Source organism: Paenibacillus sp. Z3-2 (genome assembly GCF_054161325.1).
Genome location: NZ_CP096397.1, coordinates 5,963,726 through 5,977,352, shown reverse-complemented (window position 1 = coordinate 5,977,352; position 13,627 = coordinate 5,963,726). Strand labels below are relative to the sequence as shown.

The following is a 13,627-nucleotide window of genomic DNA, read 5'->3' as shown; positions in this document are numbered from 1 at the left end:
TGGAACATATGTTGTAAAAGATGATAAAGCTAAGCCATCCGGCTTGGCTTTTTTTGTGTTTATTTTCAAGAAGACGGACGTGATGTTTGATACCTGATTCTATTAATAGCTGGTCCTAACTTGTATAGCATAACATCGTATTCTGTATCGATTTTGAAGCAATTGAAAGAGCATACTTTATATAGGGTGTCGTATCCGGATAAACACCGGTATTCAGCGACAGATCAACCTTTTTGGGATGTGCATGGTAAAAGAAAGCTGGAAAGTTAACGGAACGAAATGAGCCCCGTTTCTCTTAAATCAGGTTCTATCAGATCGAGCCAGCTCATACCCTAAACTATGGATTTGAACAACACGACCGGCACTTAACCGGTCATAGACAACGGAGGGTTATATTCGAATGAAAGAAGCTCGTGTACAGGTAAAGGTACCTCTTGTCCCTCGTCCGGGTATGCAAGAGCCGGAGGAGAATATCGTTTCTGGAGTGGAAAAAGACAAGCTTGCCCCAGTGAACCTGAGGGCTGTCCCATCAAAGCCTGCAAAATCTTCAAGCCCAGAACGGATGTCGACAGATAAACTAGACGGACAGGCAGCCGAGTACATCCATATACCTGTTATTGAGTTGGACCAGTTCCGCCGGGTGAAGCGTCGTCGAATGCGGGCATTCGGACGAAAACACCGATGGGGACGCAACCCCACAAGGTGGCAACCGGCTGCCGCTGTATCTGCATTATTGGCGATGGCATTACTGATTCCGGTGATTCTGGTATGGCCGCGGGAGAACGAATCGGTTAAGCCAACCCCTGCTCGAGCAGATGCCAACATTACACGGACCCCAGCTCCTACGCCAGCAGTCCCTGTTACCTACCCCGAACCCAAAGTACGTGTATACCTGTCAGCAACGGGGACAACGATGAATCTGCCATTGGAAGACTATGTTACCGGGGTAGTGGCAGCAGAGATGCCGGCTGAATTCAGACTGGAAGCATTAAAGGCGCAGGCGATTGCAGCGCGCACATTTATCGTACGAAGACTTGCTGCGAGTGATACAAGCGGTGTTCCATCGGGTGCGGCGGATGTGACGGATACGGTCAGCCACCAGGTGTTTATTCCGCCAGATCAGGTGAAATCGGAATGGACTCGTCTGGGGAAGGCGAAGGAATGGGAGAAGCTGCAACAGGCTGTACACGAAAGTCGAGATGCGGTCATGACATATCAAGGCAAAGCGATCACGGCTTCCTTTTTCTCTACAAGTAATGGATATACGGAGAATGCAGAAGATGTGTGGGGGAACGCTGTGCCATATCTGCAAAGTGTAGACAGTCCATGGGATAAAAGTCTGGCTCCGGGCTTCAAACAGACCGTTACGATGAAACGTAGCGAGATTCTGCAGAAATTGAATCTGGATGCCATTCCGGTTACTGCTCAGAAGGATGGATCGTGGATGGAAGTATTATCTACAACCAAAGGGCATCGAATTAAGGAAATGCAGATCGCAGGTGAAACATTCAACGGTCCTGAGGTTCGCAAGTTGCTTGGGTTAAGGTCCAGCCAGTTCAGTTGGAAGGCCGTGGGAGATGAGGTCCAGATTACAACGTACGGATATGGGCATGGTGTGGGTATGAGCCAATGGGGAGCAAACGGCATGGCGCAGGAGGGACACACCGCCACCCAGATTCTCAAACATTACTATACGGGCATCTCATTCGGACAGGCATCCAAGATGCTGGCATCGAAGTAGGAGAGATGAACAGGGATGGATACGAACGTACGGAGATGAGCAGTTTAGTTTTGGAACTGATGGCTAACGAATCCAGATGCGTGGTATCTCAGTCACATCCTATATCATTTCGCTCTCAGCCGATAAATGCACTTCATAGAAGGATTTACCGTTAAAGCCATTCCAGCAATCCAGGCTTCTCTACCAACCACCCATTCCGGAGCTTTCGAGATTCGGCTATATATGCGGAGAGTGCGAGCGTACGAGTAGCCCAGGGGGCAGAAAAGACCTGTAGAAACGAAGTGGTCGCCTTTACTACCGGATTTCACCTTTGAAGAAGGTGATAGAAGAAATCTGGTAGTAACCAGCGGTCGAAAGGTTTTCTGGCCCCGAAGCGGTGCACGCACTAACCACTCACCCCTCACATATATAGCACTCTCTGAAACCTCCGTGAAAATAATTAGAGTCGCGCGTGTATAAAAGAGTTGCACCCGGTAACACTTGTTACTGAGGTGATTAAGATGAATGAACAAAACAAAAAAACAATCCAAGAAGAAACTCCTAAAACAACTCAAGGAGTACCGGCTAGCCAGCCCTCTTCATGGAAAAGAGCAATGTCCAAACGCTGGGTCTTCCCGGCAGCCTACATCGCAGCAGCAGGCATTATACTAACCTTAGTGTGGGTCTATCAGGGCACAGGCGACAAAACGCTGAACTCGGACCCTGCTAGCGGGGTAGTAGAAACAGGTGCACCGGCGGGTACAGAAGGAACAGCAGTAGGCGGAGAACAGGAAAGTGTGGAAGTTGTTGCAAAGTCGGAGAATTTTGTATGGCCGGTAGCGGTGCCGTCCGAAATTTCAGTAGTGAAACCTTTCTATGACAGCGAAGCTTCAACGGAGGAACATGAGGCGGCGATGGTGCAGTACAATGATACATTTATCCCGAACACAGGTGTGGATCTGGCACGTGGGGATAACAAAACGTTTGAAGTAAAAGCAGCGCTTGCCGGTAAAGTTACACGGGTGGAACAAAATCCGCTCACAGGTCAAGTTGTGGAAATCACACACAGCGATAACCTGAAGACGGTATACCAAAGCTTGGCAGACGTCAAAGTGAAACAGGACGACGAAGTGAAACAGGGAGATGCGATTGCATCTGCTGGCGTCAATGAATTGGGTAAAACGCTTGGCAATCACCTTCACTTTGAAGTGTACGAAGACGGACAGCCGGTTAACCCGCAAGGATATCTTCCGGAAAAATAAATGATTTTTACCGCAGCAACATGACGGGCAGAGGGTTAAACCTCTGCTCTTTTTGTGTTTTTCAGAAAATAATGGGACCTTCGAAGCTTGTCACACCTCTAAACCGCGAATATATAGGCATGCTCCTCATATAATGTACCAAACTATCCACACAGTAGGGAGGCGGGAGCGTGCACGATTACATCAAGGAACGGACCATCAAAATTGGTCGCTGCATTGTTGAGACGAGGAATACGGTCCGTACCATTGCCAAGGAATTCGGCGTGTCAAAGAGTACTGTGCATAAGGATCTGACGGAGCGTCTGCCGGAAATCAACCCTGATCTTGCTGACCAGGTGAAACACATTTTGGAGTATCATAAGTCAATCCGCCATTTGCGGGGCGGTGAAGCGACCAAAATCAAATACAAAAAAACGAGTGGCAAGAAACGTGAGGTGTTGGCTTCCGCCAAATCGTAAGCATCTTCTCAAAGACGTAGGCCAAAAAGCTCACACATGCATTGAATCCATCCCCTGAAGTATGATATGTTAAAAGCTGGTACAGGATCGAATTATGACATCTTATCAGCCCGATTTTTACATATATATGTTGCACTTTGTCGAACGAGCGGTGACGTGATAAGGGACTCTTTTTCACAGGATACGCTGACCAAATAATATCACTTTGGGGGCTCTTTTATGTTTAGCAAGGATATCGGTATTGATCTTGGCACGGCGAACGTGCTTATTCACGTGAAAGGAAGCGGGGTTGTCCTCGATGAACCTTCCGTCGTGACCATTGAAAGAGATACGAAGCGTGTCCTTGCTGTTGGGGAAGAAGCGCGTCGTATGGTGGGGCGTACTCCAGGTAACATTGTTGCCATTAGACCGTTGCGCGACGGCGTTATTGCGGACTTCGAGATTACAGAAGCGATGCTCAGACATTTCATTAATCGTGTAGGTGCAAGAAGCTGGTACAGCCACCCTCGAATTCTGATCTGTGCACCAACGAACATTACTTCCGTGGAGCAGAAGGCCATCCGCGAGGCGGCGGAGCGCAGCGGTGCCAAAGAAGTGTTTCTGGAAGAAGAGCCGAAAGCGGCAGCGATCGGTGCGGGAATGGATATTTTTCAGCCGAGCGGCAATATGGTCGTGGATATCGGCGGCGGCACGACTGACGTTGCAGTCCTTTCTATGGGCGACGTGGTCACCGCCTCTTCTATTAAAGTTGCAGGGGACAAGTTCGACGAAGCTATTATCAAGTTTATCAAAGCCAAGTACAAGCTCATGATCGGCGAACGGACCGCGGAAGATATCAAGATTGCAATTGGTTCCGTGACACCAGGTGGACATCAGTCCGAGATGGATATCCGCGGGCGCGATATGGTATCCGGTCTGCCGGTTACCGTAACGATTTCGGGAAAAGAAGTACAGGAAGCACTCTGGGATTCCGTGCAATCCATCATCGTTGCAGCGAAGTCAGTATTGGAACGTACACCGCCAGAATTGTCAGCGGACATTATCGACCGTGGTGTAGTGTTGACTGGTGGAGGCGCACTGCTTAAAGGACTGGACGAGCTTTTGTCCAATGAATTGCATGTACCGGTATGGGTTGCGGAAGATCCAATGCATTGTGTCGTGAAGGGGACAGGCATTATGCTTAATAATTTGGATCAGGTGGTTAAGAAAAAGTTCTAATCTGCCGATATAAATAGCAAAGGTTCGCCATGCTCGGGAAGCAGAACGGACAAGCAGCCACCTGCGATGCAGGACAAGCGCTTGAGGAGAGGGGTTAATTCATGTTAAGAGGTCTGTACACCGCTACTGCGGGAATGATTACGCAACAACGCCGCCATGACACAGCAACACAGAATATCGTAAATATGAACACCACGGGATACAAACAGGTGAGCAGCGTAAGCCGTTCCTTCCCGGAAATGCTCATTACTTTGGTAGGCGGAGATGCAAATCTTCCAACAAAGCGGCTGGGCAAGCTGAACACGGGTGTGTTCGCGGAAGAGAGTTTGTCCATGAATTTGCAGGGGACTATTATGGAGACGGGGCAGAAAAATGATTTTTCCATCTCATCCAATATGACGGTCAATGATCCGCAGACTGGACAACCTGTCCCGTTTGACGCTTCAGGCAAATTTGTACGGGCCGATGGCACGGTAACTTACCAGCCTCAGGCGTATTTTACAGTTCAGGATGCGGAAGGTAACACGAGATATACACGCGATGGTCACTTTGATATTACAGGAACGGGGCAATTGCTGAGTTCGACAGGCTCACAAGTGTTGGATAATAATGGCCAACCTGTCGTGTTGACAGGTTCTGTGGAGCAATTTAAAGTGGATGAGCAAGGTCGTCTTGTGGATGCAGCAACAGGTGCACCGACAGGCGTAACACTCGGGATCAGTGTCATTGACCAACCGAATCAGCTGGTTCGTCAAGGTGATGGCAATTTCAGTCTTAGTGATGCAAACGGGGCAACGGCCCGGATGATGGCCGCAGGAGATAATGTGCAGATCCGTCAGGGTTACCTGGAAGGCTCGAATGTGGATGCTTCACAGGCCACAGTTGATATGAACGCCGCATTCCGCGCGTATGAAGCAAACCAGAAGATCGTGCAATTCTACGACCGTAGTTTGGATAAAGCCGTCAATGAAGTCGGGCGTGTATAACGCCGACGTTTAAATATAACCGCGCAGCGGAGAGCCAAACGTCCTTTGCGTAGCAAAGCAGAGAGGTTCACGCGAAGCGCAAACCAAACGCAACCGAGCCATGCGAGGATTGCGCAGCAGTACCTGAGCGCAGCGACGGTCTCGACGCCCTTTGCGAAGCAAAGCAAGGAAGAGACCACGCGGAGCGCAAGAGCCAAGACGCATCCGAGCCTATGCGAGGGTTGCGCAGCAGTGCCTGAGCGCAGCGACGGTCTCGACAGCCCTTTGCGAAGCAAAGCAAGGAAGAGACCACGCGGAGCGCAAGAGCCAAGACGCATCCGAGCCTATGCGAGGGTTGCGCAGCAGTGCCTGAGCGCAGCGACGGTCTCGACAGTCCTTTGCGAAGCAAAGCAAGGAAGAGACCACGCGGAGCACAAGAGCCAAGACGCATCCGAGCCTATGCGAGGGTTGCGCAGCAGTGCCTGAGCGCAGCGACGGTCTCGACAGTCCTTTGCGAAGCAAAGCAAGGAAGAGACCACGCGGAGCTACCACGCCGCATAAAGAGCGTGCCCGACTATGATTCAGCCATGTGAACTATGGCGTGAATCATAGTCGGGCAGTCGCGGCGCACACACACCACCGTCACTTAGCAAGATCGTACCCCACTTACCTAATCCGCCTGTTTCGGGAGTCCAGAGGGCAGCGCCATCTGGGGCCCTCCCTACTAGGGAGGGTTTGGGAGGGTGGACAGGAAACAAGGGAGGGTAAACCACCGATGAATAATTCCATGATTAGTGCCAAGGTTTCCATGACCGCTATACAGCAGCGTCTGGATGTCATTTCCGATAATATTGCCAACGTGAATACGGCAGGCTATAAGAGCAAGCAAGCGGCTTTCGAGGATGTGCTCACACGGGTGCAACAACAACACGACAAGTACAAACTCGACGGACGTTCCACACCAATGGGATACAATCTTGGGTTTGGTGCTCGTTTGGCGGATGTGACGAAGGATATGTCTCAAGGTACTTTAAACGAGACTGGTCTCCCGACCGATCTGGCCATTGAAGGAAATGCCATGTTTGCGGTCGAAGCCAATGGGGAGAAAATGTGGACACGTCAGGGTGCATTTCATTTTGTACCGGATACAAGACCGAAGCCTACTCCGAATGCACCAGATATGATGGTCATGGTCAACGGCGAAGGTCACTTTGCCCTGGATCGTCTAGGCAACCGTATTACGGCACCGACGAATAGCAAAGTTGCTTTTGATGAAAATGGCAACCTGTTAATCCGACGCGGTAATGAGGCGAATGCAACCATTGGAGCACAGCTGCAAGTGGTAGATATTGAACGCCCTGAGGGGCTTGTGCAGTATGCGGATAACCTATTCGGTTTGGATGCGGGATTGACTGAGGATGATGTATTTGGCGCCAACGCAGCTACACGTCAAGCGGTTGCCATGATCCGTCCAGGTTATCTGGAGCAGTCCAATGTAGATCTGACACAGGAGATGTCTTTGCTTATGCAAGGACAGCGGACATACCAGCTGGCAGCACGAGCGCTGACTTCGAGTGATTCCATGTTGGGTCTTGCCAACAATATGAGAGCGTAAAAGGTGAATGTGATGACAGAAACACAGCAGCAGAACAGTAAGCCGGAGAAGAAGGAAGTCAAGAAGAAGAAGAGTGGATGGCGCATCGCAAGATGGTTCCTGGTTCCGGTCCTGCTTGTTCTTGCCCTCGCTGGCGGAATGGTAGCTGGATATGTGGTACTGGGCAAACAGGATATCGGTTCCGTATGGCAATGGAGTACATGGGAACATGTATATAATCTGGTGTTCGCTCCATAATGTAACGAGTTCAGCGAAAACTCCTGCGCAGGCAGGAGTTTTCTTTTTGATGTTGAAAACAGTATAATGATGGATGACGTTTCATGGCAAAAGAGGCCTCCCCTGCGAAAGACATTCGTCATCGCGAAGAGAGACCCCTTATCTTAACCTTCACTACTGCAGTCATGAAGGATATAACTAGTGTTAACCGAAAAAATGCTTTTCATACAACATTAAAATTAAAAACCTTTTATATGAGCTTTTGACTTTGTCATGTCGGGGTTGACCTTACAGCACCGAAGTCAGTGGAGGGGACGGAATCGTCCAGAAGAAGCGAAGCGCTCGCCTTTGTCACCGAATTTTGACCTCTCTGAGATTGATCAAAAAAATTCGGAGACAACAGCGATCAGAAGGACGATCCGTAACCGTAACGACCAGCGTAGCGCTAAGAGTCAATCCATGATGAAGAATTCTCATATAAACATCCCGAGAGGAGATTACACTATGCTCGATATCAAACAGATTCAAGAGATCATCCCGCATCGCCCCCCTTTTTTGTTGGTGGACAAGATTCTAGAGATTGAGGATGGCAAACGTGCCGTTGGATTGAAGAACGTAACGATCAACGAACCTTTCTTTATTGGTCATTTTCCAGAGTATCCGGTAATGCCGGGTGTACTGATTACAGAAGCGCTGGCTCAGGTTGGTGCAGTAGCCATTCTGAATTTGGAAGGCAACAAAGGCAAGATCGGTTTTTTGGCGGGACTGGACAACTTCCGATTCCGTGGACAAGTTGTGCCCGGAGATACGTTGATTTTGGAAATGGAGATTACGCGTCTGAAGGGTTCTATTGGTAAAGGTAAAGCAACCGCCCGAGTGGGCGACAAAGTGGTCGCTGAAGGCGAGATCATGTTTGCACTGTCTGACCCAAGCTGATTACATATGTGGCATTTACATCATGCAGGAACTTAGTCGGGCCGAATGATGCAAGATGCTGAAGTATCTCAGCACACCTGAATTTATATAGACGGAAGGGGTTTATCGGAATGGAACAGTTAAGCACAGCAGCAGCAGAGACGTTGCAGCAATGGTTGGAGGATGCTTCGATTGATGAAGCAACGAAACAGGAGCTTCGTGACTTGCAGGATCAGCCGAAAGAGCTGGAGGAACGTTTTTACAGAAACCTGGAGTTCGGTACAGGGGGATTGCGTGGAGTTATTGGTGCCGGAAGCAACCGGATGAACCGTTACACTGTGGGGCGGGCAACTCAGGGATTTGCACGTTATCTGCTTGAACAGCATGGTGACCAAGAAGGCAAGCCTTCTGTCGTTATTGCCCATGATTCCCGTCATTTCTCACCTGAATTCACACTGGATGCTGCGCTTGTACTGGCTGGAAACGGCATTGTAGCCAAGCTGTTCCCATCCCTGCGTTCGACTCCGGAATTGTCATTCGCAGTGCGTCATCAGAAGGCCACTGGCGGAATCGTCGTAACAGCGAGTCATAACCCACCGGAATATAACGGATATAAAGTATACAACCATGAGGGCGGTCAATTGGTACCGGATGAAGCGGAAAAAGTCATTCAGTACATTCAAGAAGTACCTTCCCTTGCTGATGTGAAGAAGCTGACGCAAGAAGAAGCAGAAGCTCAAGGCCTCCTGATCTGGTTGGGTGAAGAGCAAGACCAAGCGTTCGTGGATACCGTAGCAAGCCGTAGCCTTAGTCGCGAACTGATCCAATCCGGTATAGGTAGTCAGTTCAAAATCGTCTACACACCGCTGCACGGAACAGGCAATGTCCCTGTACGTCGCGTGCTGGAGCAGATCGGATTCGAGCAAGTGCACATTGTGGCTGAACAAGAACAGCCGGATGCTGAGTTCTCTACAGTGAAATCGCCTAACCCGGAAGAACGCGAAGCGTTTACGCTCGCAATGAAGTTAGGAGAATCCGTGGGCGCTGATATTCTGATCGGAACCGATCCGGATGCAGACCGTATGGGTGCTGTCGTGAAAGACAACGATGGCAAATATTTCGTCTTGTCTGGTAACCAGTCTGGTGCCATTATGGTACATTACCTGTTGAGCCGCCTGCAAGAGACGGGTACACTGCCAAGCAACGGTGCAGTTGTCAAAACGATCGTAACAAGTGAGATGGGTGCTGTCATTGCTGAACATTACGGTGCAGAAGTGATGAACACACTGACAGGCTTCAAATATATTGGTGAAAAAATGAACCAGTTCGAAGCAACAGGCAGTCATACATTCTTATTCGGATATGAAGAGAGTTATGGCTATCTTTCAGGCAATTATGCCCGTGACAAGGATGCTGTCCTTGCCTCGATGCTGATTGCTGAAGCAGCTGCGTATTATAAGAGTCAAGGCAAGACGCTCTATGATGTCTTGCAAGAGCTGTACAACCAATTCGGATACTTCCTGGAGAAGCTGGAGTCCCGTACGCTGAAAGGCAAAGACGGCGTAGCTCAGATTCAGACGAAAATGACGGATTGGCGTTCCAATCCACCACAAGAAGTAGCGGGAATTGCTGTACAAGATGTACTGGACTACTCCCTTGGTCTAGACGGTCTTCCGAAGGAGAACGTGCTGAAGTTTATTTTGGCAGACGGTTCATGGTTCTGCTTGCGCCCTTCAGGAACAGAACCGAAGATCAAAGTATACTTCGCCGTGCGTGGAGAGAACCTGGAAGATGCGGAAAGCCGGATCGAGCGTCTGGTAACTACAGTGATGTCGCGTGTAGACGCACAATAATACGAATGCATCAACAAGCAGGGACATGAGAAGGCCTCTCCGCACCGTAAGGTTGGTTGGCGGAGGGGTTTTTCTTTGAAATAATATTATAGATGGATCTATATGGCATATAAGAGGACTTGTTGACACAAGCTGTTTGTATCCTATTTATTGTATGAATGTTAAATGAACGAATTACTTGAGCTGAACGTGTATTTGGTTCCAACACTTGAGGAGGTACATGTAGTGCGTCAAAAATGGCTTTATTGGAATAACGCTTCTCGGAAGTGGTTGTGGCTCGTCGTTATTATCGGTCTGGTTGCGTCCATCCCTGTAATCAGTGATCGGGTGCAGACAGAATCTTCTGCCAAAAAGGTGGAGCTTGTCTTCAACTATCGGGGTCTGCTGGATATTTCCGCCTATCAGGCACATCCGCAAGATTTCATGAATGAACAATTGACTCGTCTGAAAGACGCAGGCGTAACGACTATGGCTGTGTTCGAAAGTACATTGGACGAGCTGAGAAAGACACGCCGACTAATGGTGTATAACGGCCAGGATCTCGCGAACCTGACCAAAGATGTGATTCCTTCTAATGCAAATTACACGTATGTGTTATTTACATCGGAGGAAAACGCACAGACGTACACCCCTATTATTGAACAAACGTTCGCTGATCGGCAGATCCCAATAGTTCCATGGGAATATGAAGGTCGTAGCGGCTTAATATTGCAGACTCCTCCGGAGAATGCCAACATGCAACCATTGCAGCCTGATCCGGTTGCCGTGAAGATGCTGCGTGATAAAGGTTTCTACATTTTGCCGCGGATTTCAGACAGTGTGCCTTACAGCCAGGAATCGATGGAGCGCTTGCTTACTTTCTTCGAAGAGAATGGCGTGAAGCGCATCTTGTTTGATGGTGATGCTGTGAAAGGGTACAATGATAATGCAGAGATGAAAAGTCTCGACCAGTTCGCACAGTTGCTGAACAAGCACGATATTGGTCTTGCAGCCATCGAGAACTTGAAGAAACCACAGTCTGGATTCCAGACCCTTGCGTATAAAACGGATTACAACGTTACGCGTCTGTACTCGCTTAGTGACGGTGATGCCAACTTGGACGTCGATGTCATTGCTGACCGTTTTGTTCTGGCAACCAAGGATCGCAACATTCGTATGCTCTATATGAATGCTTCCCCTAGCCGGAATACAGCCAAAGCCATGATCACAGACCCGATTGAGAATCTGATCAACAGCCTGGGTGAACCGGGTCATGCGGTTGAACGCATGGGTAAGCATGGATTTGAACTTGGACAAGCTGAAGCATTCACAGTTAAGGATTCTGCGATTCAGCGTTATGCCAAGCTGGTGGCTCTCGTTGGTGCAATTGCCATGATTGCACTTATGGTTTCTTATTTTATACCACTACTGACATTGATCACATTTGTAATTGCTCTGGTAGGCAGTGCCGGATTATTCCTCTTGAAACCAACGCTGCTGGAGCAAGGAATTGCCTTGCTTGTGGCCATAGCCGCGCCGACCATAGCGATGGTGCTGGCTGTTCGTACAGTGAACTATCAGCAACAGCGTCAACCAGACGCATCAGCGGGTCGCCGTTTGAAGCAGACTTTAGTTTTATATGTAAGAACGTCAATTCTGTCGTTCCTGGCGGTACCTTTTGTCATCGCGTTGCTTAACAGTATTACGTACAGTCTGGTCATTAACCAGTTCCGCGGCGTAAGTCTGTTGCACTTTGCACCTATGGCGTTGGTAGCGATCTATATTGTGTTTTACCGTGGTTCGGGTTCCTTCTCTATCAAGCAAGTCAAGGATCTGCTGCGTACACCGATTAATGTATTAATGGTTGTGTTAGGTGTTTTTGCTGCCGCGGTTGGTTATTATTATTTAACCCGTACAGGTAATGCAGGATCGGTTACCCCGTTCGAGATGTTCCTGCGTACCACGCTGGAAGATACATTCGGTGTACGGCCGAGATTCAAAGAATTTATGCTGGGACACCCGCTGTTTATCGTTGGCGTGTTCGCCGCTTTAAAATATCGTAAAGTCGTCTTTGTGCTCATTATTGCAGCGATTGGACAGTTGTCCATGGTGGATACGTTCGCGCATATTCATACGCCGGCTGTATTATCACTCATTCGTGGAGTGATGGGATTGGGACTTGGCTTAATCTTCGGTATCATTGCTGTGGGTGTGTGGCAAGTAGCGGAAGGATGTTGGAAAAAATGGTCACCACTTCTCAAAAATTAGTCATCTCGGGGTATTACGGATTCCGCAACAGCGGAGACGAAGCGGTGCTAAAGTCGATTTTGACTGCACTGGAAGAGGAAAGTCAAAGGTCAAACGTCACCATTGAACCGATTGTACTCTCGGGTGATCCCGAATGGACCACCTCCATGTACGGTGTGCGTTCCGTGCATCGGATGAAACTGAAGGAAGTCCGTGAAGCGCTCAAGGAGAGTGACGGATTAATCAGTGGTGGAGGAAGCCTATTGCAGGATGCAACTGGACTGAAATCCATTCCTTATTATCTGGGTGTAATCAAGCTTGCCCAGTGGTTGAAAAAACCAACGTTTATCTATGCACAGGGAATTGGCCCTGTGAAGCGTAACATTTTCAATCCTATGATCAAATCGGTCTTCAAGGCCTGCACCTATGTATCCGTTCGTGATGAACAATCTGCGGACTATCTGCGTGGGCTCGGGTTACAGTGGAATCAGATCCATGTCGTACCCGACCCAGTAATGGGCTTGCCATTACCTGAAGCAAAAGTGGAGAGAGGGGCAAATGCTGTTTCTGCAAATGCTGCTACTCAAACTAATCGAGTGGAACCTTCATCTGAAGGTCATACCAGGCTTCCTGTGATCGGCATATCGGTACGGTTCTGGGAGTCAGACCGCAAGGAGCTTACGGCTATTGCTGCAGGATTGAAAAAGTTGTGCTCCAAAAGAGCCGTGCACTTGCGTTTTCTACCATTTCATTTGCCGAATGATGAACAGGCATCACGATTCCTTATGGAAATGCTCGGTGATGTGACCAGCAAAGGCAGCGAGATTAGCATCACACCGGATCTGACAGACCCTCAGCTTATGCTGGAGGAAGTCAGCAAGTGTGATCTCGTCATCGGTATGCGTCTGCACAGTCTGATCTATGCGGCATCGCAGTATGTTCCGCCGGTAGGCATCTCGTATGATCCGAAAATAGATCAATTCCTGCTTCGTCTGGATAGTGAGCCAGCAGGCAGTACGGATACACTCGATGGAGACAAACTCGCCAAGACTGTCGTTGGACTGTTGGATCAACGTTCACAGTGGTTGAAGGAACATGAAGAAGGCATCACCCAACTGAAGCAGGAAGCCAGAGTGCCTGCACAGCAGATTATTAACTATTTAGGCCGCAAAGGATGAG

11 protein-coding genes are annotated in these 13,627 nt (G+C 49.0%); all 11 read left to right on the top strand.

The annotated features are described in order from the left end of the window. Nucleotides 1-400 precede the first annotated feature (400 nt). The 11 genes from spoIID to csaB all read left to right on the top strand — a co-directional run bounded on the left by spoIID (nt 401) and on the right by csaB (nt 13,626). On the top strand, nt 401-1,741 hold the full coding sequence (spoIID, locus tag M1D71_RS26715; RefSeq protein WP_458124328.1) for a stage II sporulation protein D: 1,341 nt from the start codon (nt 401-403) through the stop codon (nt 1,739-1,741). A 500-nt stretch (nt 1,742-2,241) separates the two neighbouring features. Next, nucleotides 2,242-2,982, top strand: coding sequence for a peptidoglycan DD-metalloendopeptidase family protein (locus M1D71_RS26710; protein ID WP_458124327.1), 741 nt, complete (start codon nt 2,242-2,244; stop codon nt 2,980-2,982). 170 nt (nt 2,983-3,152) lie between these two features. Then, nucleotides 3,153-3,440 carry a sporulation transcriptional regulator SpoIIID gene (gene spoIIID / locus M1D71_RS26705; RefSeq protein ID WP_024632710.1) on the top strand — a complete coding sequence of 96 codons (288 nt, stop codon included), beginning with the start codon at nt 3,153-3,155 and terminating at the stop codon, nt 3,438-3,440. Nucleotides 3,441-3,659: 219 nt separating this feature from the next. Then, nucleotides 3,660-4,658: a rod shape-determining protein MreB gene (mreB, locus tag M1D71_RS26700; protein WP_458124326.1), complete on the top strand. Its 999-nt coding sequence runs from the start codon at nt 3,660-3,662 to the stop codon at nt 4,656-4,658. A gap of 101 nt (nt 4,659-4,759) precedes the next feature. Continuing rightward, nucleotides 4,760-5,644 (top strand): flagellar hook-basal body protein, encoded by an 885-nt coding sequence (locus M1D71_RS26695; RefSeq protein ID WP_458124325.1) that lies wholly within the window; start codon nt 4,760-4,762, stop codon nt 5,642-5,644. Nucleotides 5,645-6,398: 754 nt separating this feature from the next. Then, nucleotides 6,399-7,238: a flagellar hook-basal body protein gene (locus tag M1D71_RS26690; protein WP_458124324.1), complete on the top strand. Its 840-nt coding sequence runs from the start codon at nt 6,399-6,401 to the stop codon at nt 7,236-7,238. Nucleotides 7,239-7,250: 12 nt separating this feature from the next. Continuing rightward, on the top strand, nt 7,251-7,475 hold the full coding sequence (locus M1D71_RS26685; protein ID WP_017691949.1) for a DNA-directed RNA polymerase subunit beta: 225 nt from the start codon (nt 7,251-7,253) through the stop codon (nt 7,473-7,475). A gap of 483 nt (nt 7,476-7,958) precedes the next feature. Next, nucleotides 7,959-8,390 carry a 3-hydroxyacyl-ACP dehydratase FabZ gene (gene fabZ, locus M1D71_RS26680; RefSeq protein WP_458124323.1) on the top strand — a complete coding sequence of 144 codons (432 nt, stop codon included), beginning with the start codon at nt 7,959-7,961 and terminating at the stop codon, nt 8,388-8,390. 110 nt (nt 8,391-8,500) lie between these two features. Beyond that, entirely contained in the window at nt 8,501-10,222 is a 1,722-nt protein-coding gene (locus M1D71_RS26675) for a phospho-sugar mutase (RefSeq protein WP_458124322.1), read from the top strand. A 225-nt stretch (nt 10,223-10,447) separates the two neighbouring features. After that, nucleotides 10,448-12,469, top strand: a complete 2,022-nt coding sequence (locus M1D71_RS26670) for a DUF5693 family protein (protein ID WP_458124321.1) — start codon at nt 10,448-10,450, stop codon at nt 12,467-12,469. After that, the gene (gene csaB, locus M1D71_RS26665) at nt 12,445-13,626 is read left to right on the top strand and encodes a polysaccharide pyruvyl transferase CsaB (protein ID WP_458124320.1); all 1,182 of its coding nucleotides are present in this window, start codon (nt 12,445-12,447) and stop codon (nt 13,624-13,626) included. The genes M1D71_RS26670 and csaB overlap by 25 nt, the downstream gene beginning before the upstream one ends. Nucleotide 13,627 lies beyond the last annotated feature (1 nt).

Excerpts from the sequence above, each read along its gene's own strand:
- csaB (WP_458124320.1), top strand. The coding sequence starts at position 12,445 with ATGGTCACCACTTCTCAAAAATTAGTCATCTCGGGGTATTACGGATTC.
- M1D71_RS26695 (WP_458124325.1), top strand. The coding sequence starts at position 4,760 with ATGTTAAGAGGTCTGTACACCGCTACTGCGGGAATGATTACGCAACAA.
- mreB (WP_458124326.1), top strand. The coding sequence starts at position 3,660 with ATGTTTAGCAAGGATATCGGTATTGATCTTGGCACGGCGAACGTGCTT.
- M1D71_RS26690 (WP_458124324.1), top strand. The coding sequence starts at position 6,399 with ATGAATAATTCCATGATTAGTGCCAAGGTTTCCATGACCGCTATACAG.
- M1D71_RS26675 (WP_458124322.1), top strand. The coding sequence starts at position 8,501 with ATGGAACAGTTAAGCACAGCAGCAGCAGAGACGTTGCAGCAATGGTTG.
- fabZ (WP_458124323.1), top strand. The coding sequence starts at position 7,959 with ATGCTCGATATCAAACAGATTCAAGAGATCATCCCGCATCGCCCCCCT.
- M1D71_RS26685 (WP_017691949.1), top strand. The coding sequence starts at position 7,251 with ATGACAGAAACACAGCAGCAGAACAGTAAGCCGGAGAAGAAGGAAGTC.
- spoIID (WP_458124328.1), top strand. The coding sequence starts at position 401 with ATGAAAGAAGCTCGTGTACAGGTAAAGGTACCTCTTGTCCCTCGTCCG.
- M1D71_RS26710 (WP_458124327.1), top strand. The coding sequence starts at position 2,242 with ATGAATGAACAAAACAAAAAAACAATCCAAGAAGAAACTCCTAAAACA.